Raw genomic sequence first — 21,370 nt, 5'->3', positions numbered from 1 at the left:
TCTAATTCTTCAGCCAGGGCTGGGATTTGGTTTGCAAGGCGTTGGCGATCAGCGTCGCCGCAATCGAGATCATCAAAATGATGACCGTGATGGCGTTGGCGAACTGCGCAAAGCCTTCTGAGGCATAGCGATAAGCGACAACCGAAAGCACTGGCATTGTCGGGGTGAAGAGAAGCACCACCAGCGAGAGATCGCGGATGATCTTCACGAACACCAGAATGCCGCCCGCTGCCAAGCCGCGCACGGCCAACGGAACAGTGATCGAGGCAAGCCGCCGGAAGAAGCTCGCACCCGTGATGCGCGCGCTTTCTTCCAACTCACCGCCAACCTGCTGAATAACAGCGCGGCCCGTTTGAACCGAGAAAGGCAGCAGATAGGCCGTACCGGCGATCACCAGCAGCGCGAAAGTGCCGTAGAGCGCCGGGAATGGGCCGATGGGCGCACCCAAATAGGCAATGTAGGCGGCGCCAAAGGCGATACCGGGCACCAGCAATGGCAGGAAGCTGATCTGCGTGATCGCTGCCGACATCAGGCCCTCGCGATAGCGCGCCACCGTGTAAGACGTGAGAAGCCCCACACACATGCCGGTCACAGCAACCGCGCAGCCCAGTGCCAACGTAACAAGCAGAGCACGAACAATATCGTTGTTGTGGATGATGCCAGGAATACCCTGCGCGAAGTCCGGACTAAACTCGCCGATCCAGTAGTGCAGCGTCCAGTTGGCAAATAGGTCGGCAGATGACGGCGCAAAGCTGGAGGCGATCAGAACAATCACCGGTACCACGGTAGCCGCCATCAGAATGATGAAGGCGACGATGAAAAGCGGCCAACGACTGGTGCGCAGATCAAATCGCTTCGCGCGCCCACCCTTACCGGTGATCGTCGCATAGGAACGACGGCCGGAAACGATACGGTTGCCAGCCCATAAAAACGCTCCGGAGATCAGCACAAGCAAGATGCCGATCACGTAGCCACGGCTCACCTGCCCCACCTCGATCATGCCGAACAGACGGGTGGAAAGCGTTTGCATACGCACCGGCAAGCCAAGCAGCGCGGGCGTTGCAAAGTTCGACACGGCCCCAGCGAAGCAGAGCGAGCCAGCCGCAACCAAAGCTGGTGTGGTCACGGGCAGAATGATGCCCATCAGGATCTTACCGCCTTTGGCACCTGCGATCTGCGCGGCCTCCACAAGGTCGGAGTTCACGGTCGCGAGCGAGGCCGCAATGATGGTGAAGGCAAGTGAGAAATAGTGCAGCGTCAGCACGATCAGCGTGGGACCCATGCCCCAGGCAAGCCAATCAGGGATATCCAAGCCCATGCCTTGCAACCAGCCAACCTGCCCGCCAACACGGTCATTGCGGAAGAGAGAACCCCAAGCCAGAGCTGCTGCAAAAGAGGGGATCATAAAAGGCAGCGTTGCCATCACGCCAATCGTCTTGCGGAACGGCACATTGGTCATCACGACCAGCCACGCCAAGAATCCACCAATCAGGACGCAGGCACTGGAAACAACAACACCGATGATCAGCGTGTTGGTGAGCGGCTTGTAGAACAGGTTCTCCGACAAACGTCCGGTCAGAACATCCGACCACGCGGTGATTGTTTCAGGCTGGAGCGTGAACAGGACCGTGCGCAACAAGGGCAGCACAATCAGCGCAATCAGGATGGCGAGCACAGCAACTTTGAGCACCGTGCCTTGCCGAAAATAGACGCGTCGTCCCGGTCCGCTCATGGCAGCGGTGGCCATGGCAGGTCTCTTTTTTCTTTGGCGTTCTAGGAAAGGGTATCACAGCGCCGGTCGGAGCATCATCTGCGCCGACCGGCGGTCTTTGCGGTGAAACCTATTGCAGGGTCAGCACCAAATCACCGACATCAGCCCGGATGGTGGCCGTTTCGGCAGGCTGGATGCGCCATGCGTTGAAGTCTTCCAGCGGCACCGCGTCAGGATGCGGAGGGATATCGGTACGGGTCACATAGTCGCCCGCCACATAGAACGGTGCGAGGCCCGGGCCACCCGTTTCGCTCTCATCGCCCATTAGAAAATCGATGACGAGACGCGCAGCCGCCGGATTGTTGGGCTCGGCAGCAAGCGCAACGATGGCCGGAAAGATGATGCCTGGAGACGGTGCGACATCGTTGGCCACCTGAAGGGCCCAGCCTTCTTCTTCATTGTCACGGCGGTCAGAATAGCTGGTGAACCCAACCGGTGGATTGTCTTGGCCGAGGCGACCGACAGCAGCGTTCACATCGTCGGTTGACGAGACCAAGATCAAATCGTTGGCAAAGAGGTCAGCGATGAACTTCTCACCGGCATTGGCCATCCCATCCAAGTCGATGGCCTCGCCAAACAGCTCCTCATAGGTCAATTCCATCGCATCCGATTGCAGGACAATCTCAGTCATCAGATCCAGATAGTCTCCACGTTGCAGTGGGTCGACCATCACCACGCGGCCGGTCCACTCATCCGTTGTCAATTCCCAGAGGTTGGAAACTGGAGCGCCGTCTGGATTGGCTTCTTCATTGTACATCAGCACCTTGGTGGAAAGGCGTTGCGCCAACAAGGGCGATTGGAACTCGTCAGGCACGCGGTCAGCGACGCGCGGCGGCACGTAAGGGCCAATGATGCCGGTTTCCAAAAGCTCGGTCAGAACCACCGGTGTGTCAGAAATGTAAATGACGTCAGCATTGGTGACACCAGCCTGCGCTTCTGCGCGAAGGCGGGCAATCTGCTCCGTTGATGAGATGTCGAAGCCTTGCAGATCGATGTCTGGATAGGCTTCCTCAAAGGCAGCTTCGACCCGGCCAATACGGCTGGTGAAGGAGTAGACTGTTACCGTGCCCTCCTCCTGTGCCAATGGCAGCAAATCCTCTGCCGACATAGTGTCGAGGTGACCATCAGCCACCGCGGCTGAAGACAATAGGGTAGCGATCGCGCCGAAGCACGTTGCTTGAAAAACTCGCATTTTTTCCTCCGATAGGTGTCTTGTTTGGTTATTCAAACCGCTCGATCAGCTGGCCCAGCTTCTCGAGTTTCTGCAGGGATTCCTCTTTCGCAGTTAGACCCGCCGCGATGACAACAGCATTACAAATGGCCATCGGCACGGTGAGTGTTTGGAAGGCGTCGGGATGACCCGAACGTGGCGCCGCCAGGCTCAAGTCAGGTCGGGGGGAGAGCGTGGTTCCTGTGATCCCAGAGATCACAATGTTGGTTGCACCGGCATCGCGCGCCGTTTCAATCAGTGGCACATAGCCTTTGGGAGCGCGGCGAAAAACGAACGTGAGAACGACATCACCTTCGCGCATTCCAACAGCCTGTTCGGCAAGGCTGCGAGAGTCCGGATCAAGCTTGTGAACATCCTTGCCGAAGCGACGAAATCGTTTGAGCATCAACAGCGCCAAGATCTCAGCATTACCAGTGCCGTAAACAAAGATACGGCGCGCAGCCATCAAGCGTGTCGCAACAGCGTTGACTTGATCGGCCGATAGGTAAGATTCCATCCGACCAAGCGCCTGCATCTCTTCCTGGATCAAACTGCCCAGAATCGTGTCAGAGCTGGTCTCAGCAATGGTCTTTTCAAAGCGGGTCGCCGTCTCTCGCGTTGCAATGAACTCATCACGCAGCGCATCGCGAAAGGCTGCATAGCTAGCATAGCCAAGCTTCCGCGCAAGGCGAGATGCGGTGGCCTCATGCACGCCCGTTGCCTTTGCAAGATCACTTGCAGTGCCCAGCGCGGCATCTGCAGGACGATCCATCACCGCTTTCACCAGACGCTTCTCGTTGGGCGTCAGGCTCTGGGTGCTATTGGTGATGGTTTCAATAACGGACATAAAAACTCACAGAAATCGTTTGCGTCACCGTTCCTGCAAGGATACTTGCAGAACTATGTGACAATTGCAAGACAGTTTGCATTTTTGCCAGTATCGGTGCAAAAAAAAAACGCGATTTGAAAGTCAAAACAGGTCGTGAGACGCGAAGGGAAGGTAGCCGATTGAGGTTGGGAATCCCCAAAATGGTTATGGATGCGAGATTTGACAGGAGAGGTTCAGAGCCGAGCGAATGCTCTTCTCAGTAACAACCTTGGGCTTCACCGCTCCCAGCTGCGTTGCAACAAAGGGCCAACACCGACAAGCAACTGACGTTCGGTGCCCTTGCGCATGAATGTCAACGTCGCAAACACAGCTCGCGCGCATTGTTCCAACGGCGAAGCATCCCACGCGTTGTTGTCGGCCCTCACCCCATGCGGACTACAAGACTTACAAAATTGTATAGCCAGCGCGAAACTGGTGCGAGGTCTCGGCGCTACATCATTGCTCCTGGAATAAAAGGAGCCTTGAATGATGCAGTACCCAAAACTTTCAGTTGTGATCATAACGCTCAATGAGCAGACCAGACTGCCGCGTCTTCTCAGCGACCTCTCCCGACAGACGTGGACAGACTTTGAGGTCATACACGTAGACAGCTGTAGTAGCGACGCGACAATCGAGACATCGCGCAAATGGTCTGCCAAGTTTAGCCGCTACCGCATCGTTGAGATGGACCGTCGCGGCGTCAGTCTCGGTCGAAACACGGGCGCTGCCGTTGCGCGCGGAGAGCGCATTGTGTTCCTCGACGCCGACACGCGCTTAGCCCCAGACTTCTTTGAAGAAACCATACAGGAACTCGATACCAAAGAACTTGATGTGGGCATCATTTGTATGCACGGAGATGATCTACCTTGGGCCTACCGTGCTAGCTTTGCTCTGTTCAACATAGGCATTCATTTGACGTCTCGTGTTTTCCCAACGGCGATCGGCGCCTGCTTGTTTTCCACGCCACAGATGCATCGAACAGTTGGTGGCTTCGACGAAACTCTAAGCCTTTGCGAAGACTGCCACTACACACTGAGAGCATTCAAGCATGATCGCCAACGTGTTGGCATCTTACGCGAACGATTTCGGTTCGATCCACGTCGACTGGAGCAAGACGGCCTGTTTGCAACGGGCTTCAAATATCTGCACGCCAACGCCAGACGGATGTTGATCGGTGAGCTGCACAACCAAGAAATCAAATACGAGTTCGGTCACTACGCGCGAAACTAAACAACGGTGTCGGACTACCTTGTTCACCTCGACAGCATTGGCGGCCTGTTCGCTTTGGCTTTCATTGCCTTTGGCGACACGCTGATTGGTGTTGGTTTCTTTGTTTTCGGCGAGATCGCCTTTCTCGCCGCTGGAGCTGCCTTTGCGTCCAACGGCGCGACACATCCAGCGCTTATTGTTCTGATTGCCGCGTGGGCCGGCGACCTCACCAGTTTTTACCTGGGAAGGCGGATGGGCCCGCGCGCATCTCTCCCGCTGCTAAAGACACACAAACGCCGTTTGGCTTGGCGGCGAGCAAAAAAGGCATTGGAACAGCGCGGCGTCATGTTCGTCGTTATATCCCGGTTGCTTGGCCCCGTGGCTTGGATCACGCCTTTTTTGGCGGGCACATTGTCGATGCCCGCGCCAAGGTTTGTGTTCGCCGCTGCTTTTGGTGTCTTGCTCGGCGTTGGTCAGTTTCTGATCATTGGGGCGGTTGGGCAGCAGGCCTTTGTCGTGCTGAAGCCGTTCGCGAACTGGCTCGTGCCGACGCTAGCCGCTGGTTTGGTCGTCGGCGCAGCGGCTCTAATCGCATGGCAGAAAAGAACACGCACGCCTTGAATGACATCGCAGCCCTTCGGTCTGAAAGACCCGTTTACAGAATTGTATAGTTGCGAACAGGCTGGCTTGAAGATCGCCGCCTAGATTGCCTCCAGTCATAGTTGGAGCTCTCAATGTCCATGAAAACCATCTCTGTCGCCATTGCTTTTATCCTGGCCCACGTCACCCTTGTCGCACCGTTCGTTCCAGCCGCGAACATCCTGCCAGCAGGGCTTGGAGCGCTATCCATGTCATCCATGGCGCTCACGCTGATCCTTGCGGCGCGCTGGCGGATCGTGGATCGGTTGATGGGCGGGCCGGACAAGTCTTATGTGGCGCACCGCTGGCTGGGTTTCTTCGCAATTTGTGGCGCTCTTGGGCACTGGGCTTTGGCATCATCTGTTGGCGCTGGAATTCTTCCAGTCCTTGCCGAAAGCGGCGAAGGCGTGGGTACGGTTGCCGCCTTCGGATTGGTCCTTATGACCGCCGCAGCACTCGTGCGTGCGATCCCCTATCACCTGTGGAAGGCAAGCCACATGCTTATGGGTCCAGTCTTTCTTCTCGCGGCTTACCATACCTTTTTTGTCGCCAGCCCTCTGGCCGTCGGCGCAGCTCCTTGGACACTGATGGCTGTCGTATCGGTGATCGGTTTGCTGGCATGGATTCGAACTCTGCTGCGAAAGCGGACACCAACACGGCTGGTCACAGTGGAACGCGCCGAGCCTTTTGAAGGCGGTGTTGACGTGACCTTACGTGCTGACGCTGCTCTCCCGTCGTTCCGACCCGGTCAGTTCGCAACGCTGGCCCACAACCAAGCGCGCGCAGAGGCCCACCCTTTTACCATAGCCGGAGGCGATGAAAGCTCTCGACGTTTCGTCATCCGCGCTGCAGGCGACTGGACCGGTGACTTTGTACGCAACATTTCCGCTGGCGATGAACTCCGCCTGAGCGCCGGCGTGGGACGTTTCTTGCCGCAAATCGGAGCGAAGCGAACGGAGCAGCTTTGGGTCGCTGGCGGCGTTGGCATCACACCGTTCCTGGCGTCGTTGGAACAGATGGAACCTGACAGTGCCGCGCGGGTGACATTGATCTACTGCATTCGATCGCGTGAGAGTGCTGGCGCCATTGACGATGTGGAACGGCACGCGGCGCGATTGCCACAAGTGGATTTGGTTGTTCTGCACGACCGGAGCGGCGACCGGCTAACCGAGGGCCGTTTGGCAGATATCGTTCGAACAATGGCGGCGAACACACAGGTCTATGTGTGTGGCCCCGAAGGCCTCAAAACGCTTGTGAAGAACATCTGGTTGGCTGCCGGTATGAATGGGCGTATCCACACAGAACGCTTTGACTTTCGAGGTGCGTACGGCATCACGGATCTCATCTACATCGGTCAACCCGTGTTAAACGTGGCCCAGCAATGGATAGCCAGCAGGAAAGGCCTTCAGCATGCGGTTGCTGGTTCTTGAGGATGACGCCAAGCTTGGCCCATGGATGGAGAAGGGCCTGACTGAAGCGGGTCACATTGTTGATCTGTTCACCGATGGAAAAGAGGCTTTGCTTGCCGCGATGGGGCATGAGTACGACGTGCTCGTCCTCGATCGGATGGTACCCAGCCTTGATGGCTTGTCAGTTCTTAAGTCATTGCGCCAGGCGAAGGTTGCCGCGCCGGCGATCTTCGTCACAGCACAAGGCGAAGTTGACGACCGCGTCGAAGGGTTGCTGGCAGGCGGTGACGATTATCTGACCAAGCCTTTCGCCTTCAGTGAACTTGTCGCCCGTATTGAGGTGATCACTCGGCGACAGACAGGGAGTGAAGAACAGTCGTCCAGATTAGTCGCGGGTGATGTTGAGATTGATGTGCACAAACGAACCTGCTTGCGACAGGGCCAGCCCCTTGATCTGAATCCAAAGGAGTTCTTGCTGCTTGAAGTTTTCATGCGCTCAAACGGCCGTGTCCAAACCCGAACCATGCTGCTTGAGAAGGTGTGGGACATCAATTTCGATCCCACGACCAGCGTTGTCGAGACCCACATTAGCCGTTTACGCGGCAAGATCGAAAAACCGTTTGGCGACACGCTGATCCGAACCATTCGCGGGGCGGGATATGTTTTTCGACCGCGCTAAGGCTGTGCTCCGTCTATCAGCGGTTCGGCACACGCTCTGGCTACTCACGCTGTTCTCCCTGATCACGCTCATTGCATGGGGTGGGACGTATTGGCTGGTTCAGCGCGAGATGCTGCGCATGGTCGATGAGCGACTGATCATCCGCATGGAAGCAGCCGAAATGGCTCTTGAGCGAGGCGATGCCCTCCCTGCGCCAACCGTTGGGCAAACTGCCGAGATGACCGACGGCACATTCACTGAGGGTTTTAAGACCATCGACAGTGAAGGTCGACGCAGCATCGAGTTTCGGTACTTTGTAAGGACGACTGAACAAGGTCAAGTCCGACTTGGCGAGAACACAGAGCGGCAAGAAGAGTTGCGTGATATTCTTGCTGGCGGGATGCAGCTGACGTTTGTCGGCACACTGCTCGTAACAGCGCTTGCCGGCCTGTGGCTCGCGCGACGTAGCCAGGCCCGACTTGGTGCGATCAACAATGGACTGGCCAAGATCGCTCAAGGCCATCTCGACACGCGGATTGCACTATCCGGTCCTGACGACGATCTTTCGCTTCTTGCAAAACGTATCAATGCAACGGCTGAACGCCTCGAAGACGCAATGACGCAAATGCGCGTGCAATCGTCGAACATTGCACATGATCTGCGCACGCCGTTGGCCCGTCTACGCGCACGACTTGAGACAAGCCTCGTTGCCTTGGCTGAAGATCAGCGCGCGGTAAGTGAAGACGAACTTGGCGAAGCGTTGGAGCAGATCGACCAGATCACGGCCACTTTTGACGCTTTGTTGCGTCTGGCGCGCATCGAGAGCGGTGCGGGACGCGAAGCCTTCAGCGCAGTTGATCTCACGGATATGGTCAGTCGACTTGAAGAGACGTTTGGCCCTGTTATCGAGGCGAGCGGCAAGGTTTTTCAAGTCGACACGACAGATCCAGCGAGGGTCAGCGGCGATGCCGATATGCTGTTCCAACTCTTTGCCAATCTGATCCAGAACGCGCTTCGTCATGGCATCAGCGGAGAAACCATCACTTTGCGGGCCCAAGGCGCTCATGTCTCTGTAAGCGATGAGGGACCAGGCATTCCGTTTGCGGAACGTGAAAAGGTCCTTCAGCCCCTTTATCAGCAGGAGACGACGCGCCAAGGCGAAGGCTTCGGGCTGGGCCTATCGCTTGTGCGCGCCATTGCCGATCTGCATGCGGCAACACTCTCGCTTTCTGATGGTCCAAACGGGCGCGGGCTAACGGTTTCGCTGCGATTTCCAGAGCTTACAAAACTGTAAAGCTGGCGCGAAGTACCAGCAAACTTGAGTGACTATCTTCAAGCTGTCAGCAGGGCAAACGTTCTGCATCTGAACACTTGGAGTTACCATGATCACCACCTCAAAGCCGCTCAGTGTTGCCCTTGCGTTGAGCTTGCTGGTCGCCCCTATCACCGCGCAGGCACTTGCACAGACTGCACCTGAAGCGCCTGCCATCTCAGTTGAAGAGGCCGTTGCCATCGCATTGCAGGCGCAGGCGGGAACGATTGGTGAAGCAGAGCTTGACCAGTTCGAAGGTCGGCCCGCGTACGACATCGAAGTCGTCAACGCAGCGGGCGAAGAGATCGAATTCAAAGTTGATGCCGAAACAGGTGAGATCCTGAACCAGTGGACCGATGACGATCCAACCGATGATCCTGTCGCCGGTTCTGACACCGACGGCTGAACAGCCTGTCTACAATATCTCTTAACCTGAAAGGAAATCCCATGACCCGTCTTAAAAATGCAGCTTTCACTGTTGTTGGCCTTTTCATCGCCTTGGCCGCTTTCGCCCTGTTCGCAAGCTTCGGGCTCGCGGTTGTAGGGGCCTTCGCCTTCGTCGCTCTTGTTGGTGGTCTGGCGGCCGCAATCGCGACACTGACTGCGCCCCAGCGCACCACAATCGACGTTTAAGCCAGACATTTGAGGAGTGCGCGCGATGAACCGTCGTCAGTTTTTGGTTGGCAGTACTGCTCTTAGTTTCGGACTGGCCGGTTTCAGCCACGCGCAGTCTGCCGCTCGCGCCCTTCCATTGCCACCGCTCATGGACTTGACAGGCGGAATTGACGGTCGCGTCCCGCTGATGCTGGCGCCATCTAACCATGACTTTGGGAACGGCGCGATCAGTCAGACTTTTGGGATCAACAGCACCTATCTAGGTCCAGTCATCCGTGCCAGGCAGGGCCAAACGCTACCGTTCGATGTGTCCAACACCATCGGTGAGGGCGTGGCTTTGCACTGGCATGGTCTTCACATCCCCGGAAGCGTCGATGGCGGGCCGCACCAGGAAATTGAAGACGGCGCAACATGGTCGCCAGACGTGCCCATCGTTCAGCATGCGTCGATGAACTGGTTCCACTCCCACACGCACGGCAAGACAGCCCGCCAAACCTACAATGGACTGGCTGGTATCTTGCTCGTCGAAGACGACGCCAGTCTCTCCGCTGATTTGCCGAAAACCTATGGCGTGGATGATTTCACACTTATTCTTCAGGACAAAGCCTTCAACGGCGCTGGCGAAATGATCTACCAGCTCACCGGAGAAGTGTTTGAAGATGGTTTTCAAGGCGAAACACTTGTCGTAAACGGGGCAATCGCGCCTCTTACGCAGGCCGTTCCGAGCGGTCTTGTCCGTTTGCGCATCCTCAACGCCTGCAATGCGCGTTTCTTGACGCTCTCCCTGGCAACGGGCCCACTCTCAGTTATCGCCTCCGATGGCGGGTTCCTCGCATCCACCGTTGATGTGGAAAGCGTTCTCATGTCTCCCGGCGAACGCTACGAAGTACTGGTGGACATGAGCTCCATTCAGAGCAATGGGCTTCAGGTGGATCTCGATGGAGGCGACAATGAGGGAGGATTTCTCGCAAGTTTGTTCGGCGGTGGGACCACGCTCACTGCTCTCACACTGACCCAAAACGGCGATCCGGGATTCCAGGGCTCCATGCCAAACAGGCTAGCCAACCTCAGTCCACCGAACCGTTCGGAAGCAACAGTGACCCGCTCGTTTGAGCTTCAAATGGATACCGGTGCCGACCTCGCCGCGTTGGCATTTGCCTGGGGGAACATCTGTGGTGATGGGGCCATGGCGATCAATGGCCAACCAATGAATATGGACCGGATCGATGAGGAGGTTCGCAAGGGCGACAAGGAAATCTGGCGCATTTCTGTCGACGACCAGCTCCACCCATTCCACATCCATGGCTGTTCGTTTCGTATTCTAAGCCAGCAGGGCGCCGCACCCCCTGCCTACGCGCAGGGTTGGAAGGATATGGTGCATGTTGAGGAAGGTTGGTCGGAGGTCCTGGTGAGGTTTGACCATCAGGCGACTGCCGAAACCCCCTACATGTACCACTGCCACATCCTAGAACACGAGGACTGCGGCATGATGGGGCAATTCACGGTGACCTGACTGTCCCATCCAACCAACGCTCGAGGTCGTTGTCCAAGGCAATCCTTTGATAGCTTTGCCACTTTGTCTCGGACAACACGTTGCCGGACCGACCTTTCTACTCGGCTGCTTCCGCGTAGTCGGTCATAGGTGGACACGTACAGGTTAGATTTCTGTCGCCCCATACATTGTCGACGCGGTTCACTGGCGGCCAGTATTTGTCCTCTCGGAAGGCGCCAACTGGGAAGCATCCGGTTTCGCGGGAGTATGGCCGATCCCACTCCTTGACCAAGTCTTCCATCGTATGCGGAGCATTCTTCAATGGATTGTTCAGGGCATCGATCCGCCCATTCTCGATATCCGCAATCTCCTCGCGGATCGCGAGCATTGCATCGCAAAAACGATCCAGTTCGGCTTTGGTTTCCAACTCTGTGGGTTCGATCATCAAGGTGCCCGCAACCGGCCAGCTCATCGTGGGGGCATGGAAACCACAGTCCATCAACCGCTTAGCGATGTCCTCGACGGTTACGTCAGCAGAATCCGCAAACGGACGCGTATCGATGATGCACTCATGAGCGACACGTCCTTTGGGGCCTTTGTAGAGCACGTCATAGGCGCCCTCGAGACGCTTTGCGATATAGTTGGCGTTGAGAATGGCAACGCGGGTTGCTTGCGTCAGCCCTTCGCCGCCCATCATCAAACAGTAAGCCAGTGAGATAGGCAGCAGAGACGGCGAGCCATAAGCTGCCGCTGACACAGCACCTTCACCCGTGTTTGGGTCACCAGGTAGGTGCGGGATCAGATGGCTTTTGACCCCGATCGGCCCCATGCCCGGGCCGCCACCACCGTGCGGTATGCAGAACGTTTTGTGCAAGTTCAGATGGCTGACATCGCCACCAAGATCACCGGGGCGTGACAGTCCAACCATCGCGTTCATGTTCGCACCGTCGATGTAAACCTGACCGCCATGCTGATGAACGATGTCGCACACTTCGGTGACGGTTTCTTCAAAGACGCCATGTGTTGATGGGTAGGTGATCATACACCCAGCAAGACTGTCCGCATGCTGTTCGGCCTTGGCACGAAAATCGTCCAGATCGATATTGCCAGCTTCATCTGATTGCACCGGCACCACGGTCCAGCCGACCATTTGAGCTGAAGCTGGATTGGTGCCATGAGCCGACATCGGAATGAGGCAGATCGTGCGGTTTGTGTCACCATTGGCGCGGTGGTAGCCAGCAATGCTCAGCAGCCCGGCATACTCGCCTTGCGCTCCCGAGTTGGGCTGCATGGAGATGGCGTCATAGCCAGTGATCTCGCAGAGCTTGGCTGACAAATCATCGATGATTTCAGTGTAGCCATCGGCCTGATCTTGCGGGGCGAAAGGGTGAAGCAGCGAGAACTCTTCCCATGACACCGGCATCATCTCGGCAGCAGAGTTCAGCTTCATCGTGCACGATCCAAGTGGGATCATAGCGCGATCGAGCGCCAAGTCCCGATCCGCGAGACGCCGCATGTAGCGCATCATCTCGGTTTCAGCACGGTTCATGTGAAAGATTGGATGGGTTAGATAGGCCGATGTCCTGATCAGGTTGTCCGGCAAAATGTAAGATGGGGTGTAATCCTCATCTTTGCCGTCGATCCCAAAGGCGCGCCAGACAGCCTCAATCGTTTCAGGGCGGGTTCGCTCGTCCAACGTGATGCCGATCTGCGTTTTGCCGACCCGTCGTAGGTTGATGCCTTCATCGACAGCTGACTTAAGAACCGCCTGTTGCAGCGGGCCGACATCGACGGTGATCGTGTCAAAAAACGTTTCCGGCTCGACGACAAACCCACCGCGCCTCAATCCGTCAGCCAACCGCACTGTTTTGCGATGGATCCGTTGCGCAATCGCTTTCAGGCCATCAGGCCCATGAAAGACGGCGTAGAAACCAGCCATAACCGCCAGCAAAGCTTGGGCGGTACAAACATTGGACGTCGCCTTTTCACGCCTGATGTGCTGCTCGCGCGTCTGGAGCGCCAGACGGTAGACTTGGTTGCCGTGGCGATCGATAGAGACGCCGACGATACGGCCTGGCATGGACCGCGCATACTGCTTTTTGGTTGCCATATAGGCTGCGTGTGGGCCGCCGTAGCCTACCGGAACCCCAAAGCGCTGAGTTGATCCCACAGCAATGTCCGCGCCCATCGCGCCAGGTTCTTTAAGCAGAGTGAGAGACAGAGGGTCGGCCGATATGACACCGATTGCCTTGGCCGCGTGCAGTTTCTCGATGAGAGCGGTGAAGTCTCGCAGGTGCCCATATGTTCCTGGGTACTGGAAGATGGCGCCAAAGACGGTTTCAGCGTCCAGATCGTCAGGGTTCCCGACAACCACATCAATGCCCAGCGGTTCAGCGCGTGTCTTGATCACCGCAATGTTCTGAGGGTGGCAGTTCTCGTCGACAAAGAACCGGTCCTTTGCCTTTGTCTTGGCAATCCGCTGCGCCATTGTCATCGCTTCGGCGCAAGCTGTTGCCTCGTCCAACAAAGATGCGTTGGCAATCTCCAGACCCGTCAGGTCCGACACCATTGTTTGGAAGTTGAGGAGCGCTTCCAAACGACCTTGTGAAATCTCTGGCTGATAAGGCGTGTAGGCTGTGTACCAAGCCGGGTTTTCAAAGATGTTCCGCTGGATCGCAGGCGGCGTTACGGTGCCATGATAGCCTTGGCCGATAAGCGAGGTGAGAACGCAGTTCTTGGCGGCAAGGTCGGCCATATGGTGCAGAAGCTTGCGTTCTGACATTGGCCTCCCAAAGTCCAGCGGCTCCTTCTGCCGGATCGCGTCCGGAATGGTCTCATCGATCAACGTAGCAAGGTCAGCCACGCCGACCACTGACAGCATCTGCGACATCTCCGCTGGAGAGGGACCAATATGCCGCCGGTTGGCAAAATCGTAGGGCAGGTAGTCAGTGGGTACAAACGTCATGGCTGGATCCCGTGTTTAGGCAATCATGGCTTTGTAGGCAGCTTCATCCATATAGGCCTCAAGCTGCGTTGGGTCTGACGGCTTGACCTTGAAGAACCAACCTTTGCCTGTTGCATCCTCATTGGGAATTTCTGGATTTTCGGCCAAGGCGTCGTTCACTTCAACCACCTCACCATCCAGTGGCGCGGCGATTTCTGAAGCGGCTTTGACGCTCTCAATCACCGCCATCTCATCACCCTTTGAGACGGCGCGTCCAACGTCTGGCAACTCGATAAAAACAATATCGCCAAGTTGAACAGCGGCGTGCTCGGTAATCCCGATAACAACCAGGTCATTCTCGGTCTTCAGCCACTCATGGTCTTCGGTGTATTTCATCTGGATGTCCTCAATGTCAGCGCTTGAAGTTTGCAGGTGTGAAGGGCAATGGCGTCACGGTGAGTGGAAGGCGCTTACCCCGAAGTTCCCCAAAAACCTGAGTGCCAGCTTGATCAAAGGGCTTAGCAACATAGCCCATGGCAACTGGCCCACCGACCGTTGGCCCAAAGCCACCTGAGGTGATCCGGCCAATTGGTGATTGGCCCTCTGGGCGATCGAAAAGCTCCACGCCCTCGCGCATGGGCGCGCGTCCTTCCGGTCGCAAGCCCACCCGGTGTCGCGCCGCGCCTTCGGTCAACTCGTTCAGGATAACATCAGCGCCAGGAAAGCCGCCTTCGCGTGCTCCGCCCTTGCGCCTTACTTTTTGGATCGCCCAATCCAAGCCAGCCTCAACGGGGGTCGTATCGGTGCTGATATCGTGACCATAGAGACACAATCCGGCTTCCAGCCTTAGACTGTCACGCGCTCCCAAACCTATGGGTTCCACGTCCGGGTGGTCGAGCAGCCGCCGTGCTAAGTCCGTTGCGGCCCCCGCAGGAACGGAGATCTCAAAACCATCTTCGCCTGTGTATCCGGCACGGGCGACATCACAGTCCACACCATTTAACGTCAGCGTTGCGACATCCATAAAGCGCATGTCACGCACATCAGCGTTCAAGTCTGCCAGCACAAACTCCGAAGCTGGACCTTGAAGAGCCAAAAGAGCTCTGTCCGTGAATTCGCTCACACAATCATTGCCAATCGAGCCTTTCATCAAGGCTATGTCCTGCGCTTTGCAGGCCGCATTGACCACCACAAACAGATGATCTCCTCTATTGGCGATCATCAGGTCATCAAGGATGCCACCGGCATCATGTGTCAGCATGCCATAGCGCTGACGGCCCTCACCCAAGCCGAGAATGTTGACCGGCACAAGCGCTTCCAGCGCCACAGCTGCAGCGGCATAGTCTTCGCATTTGATAATCACCTGCCCCATATGGCTGACGTCAAACAGACCAGCTTTCTGGCGCGTGTGGAGGTGCTCCTTCATGACGCCCAGCGAGAACTGCACAGGCATCGCATAACCAGCAAACGGCACCATCTTTGCGCCAAGCTCGATGTGAAGGTCGTAAAGTGGTGTCTTCAGTAACTCGGTCAAATTCGCAACCCCAGCCGCGCATGTCGGTTTGACCTAAAACCAAACACGAGCATTTCTATGCGTGGAGCAAAAGTCTCCACTCGAAATGCCCCCTCTGTCTTGGTGCCTGAGATCGTTATCCCTTCGGCGGGCGCGCTTTATGCGCCACTCTCCAGAGCTTAGATGTCGACGATGGTCCGTTTGCCTGAGAGTTTCCGGGGCGGTTGCTCCTTCGGCACTGGCTTAACCAGTTCTCCCAAACGTCGATCAGTTTTCTCAATTAACGTGGCCATCTTGAGAAAGACAAGACACTCACTTGTGGGTAAACGGCAATAAGTGGGGCCTATTTGAACCTTCCGCCCTGTTCAGGTCTTGCTGGTAGACATTATGTGAAGGCTACCTCGCCGCTCAAGACGGCTTCATCAGCGCCCATGTAAGAGCGCGGCTTGATGGAATCTGGCCTTAAATCGATGCATCAATCAATCAGATACCTTGTCAAACCGGACCAATAGGCTGGCCAAAGATGCTCAGCTTCGAGGATCGTCGAACCCGACATCTAATTGTCTGAAAAGCGTTTTAGACAAGACTGCGAGGTATGAGCGAGGCAAGCTCGATTAGGCGGGAGCAGCAACTCTAAACGACAAAGCGAGATGGTGGAGCTAGAGGGAGAAACGTACGATGCCCTCTACGACACGCTCGCCGACTGGAATGCCGTCCTCAAAGAAATTGAACCCGACCTGAAACAGCTAGACCGATGACCCGGTCGCCCTCGCTGTTCGACCCTGCCCAGACGGACGGGGAGCGCCCCCGTGCGTTTGCGGGCGCGGCTGCGCCTGAACCTAAGCGGAAGCGTAGACGCCGTCGCAAATCCGCAGGGCCGCGCATCCCTCCCCTCTCCATCCGCCTCTCAGTGGAAGAGCGTGCCGATCTGGAGGCTCGTGCCGGGGATGTCCCTGTATCAACCTATGCGAAAAGCTTGCTCTTTGCCGTGACGGCGAAGCCCGCACGGTTGTCTCCACGCAACCCGACGCTGGATCATCAAGTCATTGGCCAGCTGCTGGGCACTCTGGGGCGGGCAGAGATCGCGCCTCATCTGCGCGAGTTGGCCGAAGCGGCACGGTCCGGCTCCCTGCCCCTTGATGAGATCACCACTGCGCAGCTGCATAAGGCCTGCCACGATGTAGCGCTGATGCGCGCGGAACTCATGCGCGCGCTTGGTGTCGGGGATCGCTGATGATCCTTCACGGCAATCAGCGCGGCGGTGCGAAGGCCATGGGTCTTCACCTGCTCAACACCCAGGACAACGAGCATGTCTCTGTCCATGAGGTGAAGGGCTTCATGGCACCGGACTTGATGGGGGCGCTGCGAGAGACTGAAGCGCTCTCCAAGGGCACCAAGTGCCGCCAATACCTCTATTCGTGCAGCTTCAACCCGCCCCAGGGTGTAGATGCCTCCATTGCCGATTTTGAGGATGCGTTTGACCGGGCGGAGGAAGTGCTCGGCCTAACGAGTCAGCCGCGCGTTGTCGTCTTTCATGAGAAGCACGGGCGCAGACATGCCCATGTCGTCTGGTCGCGGATTGATAGCGAGAAGATGAAGGCGATCAACCTGCCGCACACCAAGCGGAAGTTGATGGCGCTTGGGCGTGAACTGTTCCTCGAACATGGCTGGGAGCTACCACGCGGGCTTCAGCATATGGGTGGAGCATCGCCCGAGAACTTCACCATGGCGCAGTGGCAACAGGCGCAGCGCTATGGTCTGCATCCCACCGAGATCAAGAAGGCCCTCCAGACCGCATGGTCGCAAAGTGATGATTTGAAGAGCTTTGCCGCCGCGATCCGGGAACAGGGCTATCGCCTCGCCAAAGGGGACAAGCGCGGTTTCGTCTTCGTTGATCTCTATGGAGAGGTTTACTCGGTCGCTAAATGGCTGGGGGTCAAAACCAAAGAGGTCAAACTCAAGCTCGGCGCACCAGAAGGCCTTCCCAGTGTCGACGCCGCCACCGCAGAGCTGAAGGGTAAAGTCAGTCAAAGGCTTCTGGATTTACTGGCACAGGCCGAAGCGCGTCAGACGGCGGAGCTTGCAGCCCCCACAGCAAGCAAGCGAGCCCTGACGCGCGACCAACGGGCCGAAAGAAAAACCCTCACAGCTAAACAGGCCGAGCGATGGCAATTTGAGAGCCTCGCCCGGCTGGAACGCTTCAATAAAGGCTGGCGCGGCATCTGGGACCGGCTGACGGGCCGCTACAAGGCCATCCGGCTGGAGAACGAGCTGGACACCAAGCTTTGCCGCGAGCGTGATGTGGAGGAGCGTGAAGCGCTGATAGCCCGCCAGCTCGCGGAGCGGCGCTCCCTCCAGAAAGACATCGACCAGCTCCGCACGCGGCATGTCGCCGAACGTAGGCGGCTGAGTGCTGCTACAGCGGATTACCTCAACACTTCCCCAAAACCCCAACACAAACCGCGCCAGCAAATCTCGCTGGGCATCTGAGGAGTCATGCCATGACCAAAGAGGATTTCGAGATTTTCAGAGCCCCAGATCATTATCCTTCTTGGCTAAAGGATCAGCATGTCGTTGGCGTTTCTCCACACTCGAAGGAGAAAACCATTGCCGACGCAAAACGAAAAAACAACGCCAAATACCTAGCCGCTCGGCGCGAAAGAGAATTGCGGGCAATGACGCCGCTGGCCACTGCTGAGTGGGGACAGAAAACACGGCTTTGGGACTCACAAAAAGCAAAGGGCCTCTTCTATCTGGGCAGTGAGGACCCCAACTCTGATGATTGTCTGGGTCTTTGTAACGAACAGCACGTGATGGTTGTGGGTGGTACGCGTGGCGGAAAGGGCACATCCGTTATCATCCCAAATCTGTTGATTTGGGAGGGTTCAGCAGTCGTGATCGACCCAAAAGGTGAGAACGCGACGGTCACGGCCAGACGGCGTGGGACCGGTTCTGTCTTCTGCCAAGGCATGGGCCAGAACGTCTACATCCTCGACCCGTTCCATGTTGCTGGGCGGGATGATGATCCGATGGTTGACCTTCAGGCCCAGTTCAATCCGCTGAGAGGTCTGTCTAAAGAAGACCCTCGCGTGATTGATCTCGTGAATGAGATCGCATCCTCAATGATTGTCGTGCCCAAAGAAGGCGATTCCCAATACTGGATGCAGGCTGCCCGTTCGCTGCTGAAGGCGGTGATCCTGCATGTCATCTCCAGCCATGAATACCCCGAAGGCAAACAGAATTTGGTCACCGTGTATGAGCTGCTCTGCCACGGGGACAGGGAGAAGAAGGAGTTCCTCACCGAGATCGGCGCGGATGAGGTCCCCGCTTCTCATGGTTTGCTGTTCAAGGCGATGGAGGAGAATACGGCCTTTGGCGGGCTGATCGCCTCCGCCGGGGAGACCTACTCAAAGCTGATCAGCACTGCGGAGAAGCAGTATCACGGGGTGATTGAGACCCTGAAATCCAATCTAGAGTTCATGGACTCCCCCGGTGTGCAGGAATGCCTTCTGGGTTCCAGTTTCACGCTTGATGATCTGAAGAATGACCCGAATGGCACGACGGTTTATCTCTGCCTGCCATTGAGCCAGCTTGAGAACCAGTTTCGGTGGTTACGCATCATCATCATGCAAGCGCTCAATACCTTTGAGCGGCAGCGATATCGCCCTGTAAGTGGCTGGCCCGTGTTGATGGTTCTGGATGAGTTTGCAGCTCTCAAACGGATGCCGATCATGCAAAATGCCATCGCCCAGATGGCGGGGCATGGCGTCAAGTTCCTGATCGCCATTCAGGACCTCAATCAGATTGCCTCTGAATACGATAGGGCTTGGGAGACGTTTATGGCCAATTGCGGCGTGAAGCTCTTCCTGGGGAACGACGATGATTTCACCCGGAACTATGTCTCCAGATTGGTTGGCGAAACAGTAGTTGAAGTCAGAAACCGAAGCCTTGCAGATGGAACATCGAGCAGCACTGCTTCGGGGAGAAGCTGGAGCGACGCCAGCAGCAAGTCAGAGGGACATGGAAAAACTGCTACATTTGCAGAGGGTGGCGGATCGACGAACGGTCCGGGCCTAACTGCCTTCAGCACCAACAAGAACTGGTCTCGTTCCGTCAGCTACACAGACCAGTATGGAAGCAGCCGAACAGAAACCTTTGGTGGCTCTAGCACACGCACGACGGGGCAAAGCCACACCTACACCATGCAGGTGAACATCCAGACCCGGCCACTGGTCCGACCAGACGAGATTGGGCGGTTCTTTGCTCACAAAGCTGACCCGGACGGCTTGCCCTATGCTGGGGAGACACTGGTTTTGATTTCCGGCGAACAACCAATTGCAGTTAAGCGCACTCTGTATTTTCGGCATCTAAAGTTTGAAGGAATGTTTGATGCTCATCGGGACTTTCCCGTTGAGGCGGCTTATCGCAGCCCACCAAAGCCAACGAGCCCATTGCCACTACCGCCCGACTATGCCGCTCTTCCTGCGCCAGATGAGGTTTGTTTGGTGCCGCGCAGGAAACCTACACCAACGCCATGGGATAATTTCTTCAGGTTTATTTGTGATCTGGGGCTCTTTCTCAGCTGGGTTTTCATCAACTGGTATGCGTTCTGCGCCTTCTGGTTACCGCTAGCGATCATCGCGCTGATCTTCGTGTTTTTCTGGGCCATCGGCATGGCGGCGGAGTTCATCATTCTCATCATCGCTGGCGTTGCATCAGTCTTCCCGTTCATTCTGGGGGGCTGGGTATGAAGATGTATGACAAGCAAAAGTTTGAGGTCGATAGGGTGCAATGGGCCTTCCGACAGGGGCAGATGCCGCAAGGCACGCTCCACAGCCTCACACGTGCTGGAAAACCTATTGCGATCATTAAGCCGAAGAGCTGGTCTCGCCCTATCTGGGACAAAGGGAACGCAGTTCTGATGACCCGGTCAGGCCCGGGCGAGGAGTGGAAGGAACATGGGGCGAATGACCTAAAACAGGCTGTTCGCGGCGGCACCGATCACGCGCTCGGCTACAAACGAGACCGTCAGATTGCGGCGATGGAAAGCGCCCTCAAATCTCCTTCAAAAGGGATCAAAGTCAGCAACGACAAAGGGCAGAAACCCATCAAATTCCGCAAGCTGAAAGACCTGATGGAATGGCAACAGAAGCAGAAGGCTCAAGGCAAGGACATCAACCCCAATACCGCGCTTGGCAACGGCAGAGATCAAGACATGGGGATGTAAATGATCAAGTCGCCAGTGATGACGGCTTGATCAGGCAACCTCATGATGCGGCCAGCTCGGCTGGGAGCGGCTTCCGCAGGACCATACGGCCATCAAGGGGCATGACATCCAGCTGGATGGTCAGACACTGCAGGTTGGATTCGACCCTATCCTCGCAGATGTCTTCTCTCATTGTTGTTCTCATCGGTTCACTCCTTTGGAAAACAGTTTGCGTCATGCAAACCGGCTACCCAGAGCCGCAATGAGCGGGGTGGGTCGTCGCAGGCCGGAAACCGGCAGTATGGCACGGGCCAGAGCCCGCGAGGGCGACTACACGGTCTGGCGGTTTACGCCCGGAGCGAAAGCGAAGGGTTGAGCCTTGACGGCAAGGGGGACGCGGGACCGACGGCCCCCGGCGCGGTGCACCTAACACCCGATGGGTTGTCTCAAGGCCCTAGTGGTCCGAGTTTATTGCGAGACTTGACGAAATCTAGATGAGTATTCAGTGTTTCTTGTGAAATGAG

At 56.7% G+C, this 21,370-nt stretch carries 18 protein-coding genes and 1 riboswitch; of the genes, 12 read left to right on the top strand and 6 right to left on the bottom strand.

What is annotated here, in order from left to right; translation table 11 throughout:
- Window position 1: 1 nt before the first annotated feature.
- The 3 genes from ABWH92_RS10355 to ABWH92_RS10345 all read right to left on the bottom strand — a co-directional run bounded on the left by ABWH92_RS10355 (window position 2) and on the right by ABWH92_RS10345 (window position 3,828).
- Complete coding sequence (locus tag ABWH92_RS10355) at window positions 2-1,747, bottom strand: ABC transporter permease (RefSeq protein WP_375568065.1); 1,746 nt, start codon at window positions 1,745-1,747, stop codon at window positions 2-4.
- Window positions 1,748-1,841: 94 nt separating this feature from the next.
- On the bottom strand, window positions 1,842-2,963 hold the full coding sequence (locus tag ABWH92_RS10350) for an ABC transporter substrate-binding protein (protein ID WP_375568063.1): 1,122 nt from the start codon (window positions 2,961-2,963) through the stop codon (window positions 1,842-1,844).
- Window positions 2,964-2,991: 28 nt separating this feature from the next.
- Window positions 2,992-3,828, bottom strand: a complete 837-nt coding sequence (locus ABWH92_RS10345; protein ID WP_375568061.1) for a MurR/RpiR family transcriptional regulator — start codon at window positions 3,826-3,828, stop codon at window positions 2,992-2,994.
- A gap of 507 nt (window positions 3,829-4,335) precedes the next feature.
- Between ABWH92_RS10345 and ABWH92_RS10340 the strand changes: the two genes are divergently transcribed.
- From ABWH92_RS10340 to ABWH92_RS10305, 8 genes are all read left to right on the top strand, one after another.
- On the top strand, window positions 4,336-5,079 hold the full coding sequence (locus ABWH92_RS10340) for a glycosyltransferase family 2 protein (RefSeq protein WP_375568059.1): 744 nt from the start codon (window positions 4,336-4,338) through the stop codon (window positions 5,077-5,079).
- A gap of 6 nt (window positions 5,080-5,085) precedes the next feature.
- Complete coding sequence (locus ABWH92_RS10335) at window positions 5,086-5,679, top strand: DedA family protein (protein ID WP_375568057.1); 594 nt, start codon at window positions 5,086-5,088, stop codon at window positions 5,677-5,679.
- Window positions 5,680-5,792: 113 nt separating this feature from the next.
- On the top strand, window positions 5,793-7,127 hold the full coding sequence (locus tag ABWH92_RS10330) for a ferric reductase-like transmembrane domain-containing protein (RefSeq protein ID WP_375568055.1): 1,335 nt from the start codon (window positions 5,793-5,795) through the stop codon (window positions 7,125-7,127).
- Window positions 7,108-7,785 carry a winged helix-turn-helix domain-containing protein gene (locus ABWH92_RS10325; RefSeq protein ID WP_375568053.1) on the top strand — a complete coding sequence of 226 codons (678 nt, stop codon included), beginning with the start codon at window positions 7,108-7,110 and terminating at the stop codon, window positions 7,783-7,785. Before ABWH92_RS10330 ends, ABWH92_RS10325 begins: the two co-directional genes overlap by 20 nt.
- Entirely contained in the window at window positions 7,766-9,058 is a 1,293-nt protein-coding gene (locus ABWH92_RS10320) for a sensor histidine kinase (protein ID WP_375568052.1), read from the top strand. Before ABWH92_RS10325 ends, ABWH92_RS10320 begins: the two co-directional genes overlap by 20 nt.
- A gap of 88 nt (window positions 9,059-9,146) precedes the next feature.
- Entirely contained in the window at window positions 9,147-9,482 is a 336-nt protein-coding gene (locus tag ABWH92_RS10315) for a PepSY domain-containing protein (protein WP_375568050.1), read from the top strand.
- A 41-nt stretch (window positions 9,483-9,523) separates the two neighbouring features.
- The gene (locus ABWH92_RS10310; protein ID WP_375568048.1) at window positions 9,524-9,709 is read left to right on the top strand and encodes a hypothetical protein; all 186 of its coding nucleotides are present in this window, start codon (window positions 9,524-9,526) and stop codon (window positions 9,707-9,709) included.
- Between the two features lie 25 nt (window positions 9,710-9,734).
- Window positions 9,735-11,204 carry a multicopper oxidase domain-containing protein gene (locus tag ABWH92_RS10305; RefSeq protein WP_375568046.1) on the top strand — a complete coding sequence of 490 codons (1,470 nt, stop codon included), beginning with the start codon at window positions 9,735-9,737 and terminating at the stop codon, window positions 11,202-11,204.
- A 97-nt stretch (window positions 11,205-11,301) separates the two neighbouring features.
- On the opposite strand, the gene gcvP is transcribed toward ABWH92_RS10305, so the two are convergent.
- The 3 genes from gcvP to gcvT are packed head-to-tail and all read right to left on the bottom strand — an operon-like array spanning window position 11,302 to window position 15,604.
- Window positions 11,302-14,148, bottom strand: a complete 2,847-nt coding sequence (gene gcvP, locus ABWH92_RS10300) for an aminomethyl-transferring glycine dehydrogenase (RefSeq protein ID WP_375568045.1) — start codon at window positions 14,146-14,148, stop codon at window positions 11,302-11,304.
- Between the two features lie 15 nt (window positions 14,149-14,163).
- Window positions 14,164-14,523 (bottom strand): glycine cleavage system protein GcvH, encoded by a 360-nt coding sequence (gcvH, locus tag ABWH92_RS10295; RefSeq protein WP_375568043.1) that lies wholly within the window; start codon window positions 14,521-14,523, stop codon window positions 14,164-14,166.
- 16 nt (window positions 14,524-14,539) lie between these two features.
- Complete coding sequence (gene gcvT / locus ABWH92_RS10290; protein WP_375574233.1) at window positions 14,540-15,604, bottom strand: glycine cleavage system aminomethyltransferase GcvT; 1,065 nt, start codon at window positions 15,602-15,604, stop codon at window positions 14,540-14,542.
- Between the two features lie 219 nt (window positions 15,605-15,823).
- A riboswitch (glycine riboswitch) is annotated at window positions 15,824-15,910 on the bottom strand.
- A gap of 484 nt (window positions 15,911-16,394) precedes the next feature.
- Between gcvT and ABWH92_RS10285 the strand changes: the two genes are divergently transcribed.
- From ABWH92_RS10285 to ABWH92_RS10270, 4 genes are read left to right on the top strand one after another with little or no spacing between them, the layout of a single operon-like run.
- Window positions 16,395-16,874 (top strand): hypothetical protein, encoded by a 480-nt coding sequence (locus ABWH92_RS10285; protein ID WP_375568041.1) that lies wholly within the window; start codon window positions 16,395-16,397, stop codon window positions 16,872-16,874.
- Window positions 16,874-18,130: a relaxase/mobilization nuclease domain-containing protein gene (locus tag ABWH92_RS10280; RefSeq protein WP_375568039.1), complete on the top strand. Its 1,257-nt coding sequence runs from the start codon at window positions 16,874-16,876 to the stop codon at window positions 18,128-18,130. The genes ABWH92_RS10285 and ABWH92_RS10280 overlap by 1 nt, the downstream gene beginning before the upstream one ends.
- Before the next feature lie 11 nt (window positions 18,131-18,141).
- A complete protein-coding gene (locus ABWH92_RS10275) occupies window positions 18,142-20,391 on the top strand; it encodes a type IV secretory system conjugative DNA transfer family protein (RefSeq protein ID WP_375568038.1) in 2,250 nt (749 codons plus the stop codon).
- On the top strand, window positions 20,388-20,867 hold the full coding sequence (locus ABWH92_RS10270; RefSeq protein ID WP_375568036.1) for a hypothetical protein: 480 nt from the start codon (window positions 20,388-20,390) through the stop codon (window positions 20,865-20,867). The genes ABWH92_RS10275 and ABWH92_RS10270 overlap by 4 nt, the downstream gene beginning before the upstream one ends.
- Window positions 20,868-21,370 lie beyond the last annotated feature (503 nt).

The sequence above is a fragment of the Ahrensia marina genome, from assembly GCF_042140245.1.
Classification (GTDB): domain Bacteria; phylum Pseudomonadota; class Alphaproteobacteria; order Rhizobiales; family MH13; genus MH13.
Note: the sequence above shows the minus strand (reverse complement) of the source record. Positions and strands in the feature narration are given on the sequence as shown.

What these genes read in the sequence shown, in the direction of transcription:
- ABWH92_RS10355 (WP_375568065.1), bottom strand. Translation starts at nt 1,747, where the DNA reads ATGGCCACCGCTGCCATGAGCGGACCGGGACGACGCGTCTATTTTCGG.
- ABWH92_RS10350 (WP_375568063.1), bottom strand. Translation starts at nt 2,963, where the DNA reads ATGCGAGTTTTTCAAGCAACGTGCTTCGGCGCGATCGCTACCCTATTG.
- ABWH92_RS10345 (WP_375568061.1), bottom strand. Translation starts at nt 3,828, where the DNA reads ATGTCCGTTATTGAAACCATCACCAATAGCACCCAGAGCCTGACGCCC.
- ABWH92_RS10340 (WP_375568059.1), top strand. Translation starts at nt 4,336, where the DNA reads ATGATGCAGTACCCAAAACTTTCAGTTGTGATCATAACGCTCAATGAG.
- ABWH92_RS10330 (WP_375568055.1), top strand. Translation starts at nt 5,793, where the DNA reads ATGTCCATGAAAACCATCTCTGTCGCCATTGCTTTTATCCTGGCCCAC.
- ABWH92_RS10325 (WP_375568053.1), top strand. Translation starts at nt 7,108, where the DNA reads ATGCGGTTGCTGGTTCTTGAGGATGACGCCAAGCTTGGCCCATGGATG.
- ABWH92_RS10320 (WP_375568052.1), top strand. Translation starts at nt 7,766, where the DNA reads ATGTTTTTCGACCGCGCTAAGGCTGTGCTCCGTCTATCAGCGGTTCGG.
- ABWH92_RS10315 (WP_375568050.1), top strand. Translation starts at nt 9,147, where the DNA reads ATGATCACCACCTCAAAGCCGCTCAGTGTTGCCCTTGCGTTGAGCTTG.
- ABWH92_RS10310 (WP_375568048.1), top strand. Translation starts at nt 9,524, where the DNA reads ATGACCCGTCTTAAAAATGCAGCTTTCACTGTTGTTGGCCTTTTCATC.
- ABWH92_RS10305 (WP_375568046.1), top strand. Translation starts at nt 9,735, where the DNA reads ATGAACCGTCGTCAGTTTTTGGTTGGCAGTACTGCTCTTAGTTTCGGA.
- gcvP (WP_375568045.1), bottom strand. Translation starts at nt 14,148, where the DNA reads ATGACGTTTGTACCCACTGACTACCTGCCCTACGATTTTGCCAACCGG.
- gcvH (WP_375568043.1), bottom strand. Translation starts at nt 14,523, where the DNA reads ATGAAATACACCGAAGACCATGAGTGGCTGAAGACCGAGAATGACCTG.
- gcvT (WP_375574233.1), bottom strand. Translation starts at nt 15,604, where the DNA reads ATGGTGCCGTTTGCTGGTTATGCGATGCCTGTGCAGTTCTCGCTGGGC.
- ABWH92_RS10285 (WP_375568041.1), top strand. Translation starts at nt 16,395, where the DNA reads ATGACCCGGTCGCCCTCGCTGTTCGACCCTGCCCAGACGGACGGGGAG.
- ABWH92_RS10280 (WP_375568039.1), top strand. Translation starts at nt 16,874, where the DNA reads ATGATCCTTCACGGCAATCAGCGCGGCGGTGCGAAGGCCATGGGTCTT.
- ABWH92_RS10275 (WP_375568038.1), top strand. Translation starts at nt 18,142, where the DNA reads ATGACCAAAGAGGATTTCGAGATTTTCAGAGCCCCAGATCATTATCCT.
- ABWH92_RS10270 (WP_375568036.1), top strand. Translation starts at nt 20,388, where the DNA reads ATGAAGATGTATGACAAGCAAAAGTTTGAGGTCGATAGGGTGCAATGG.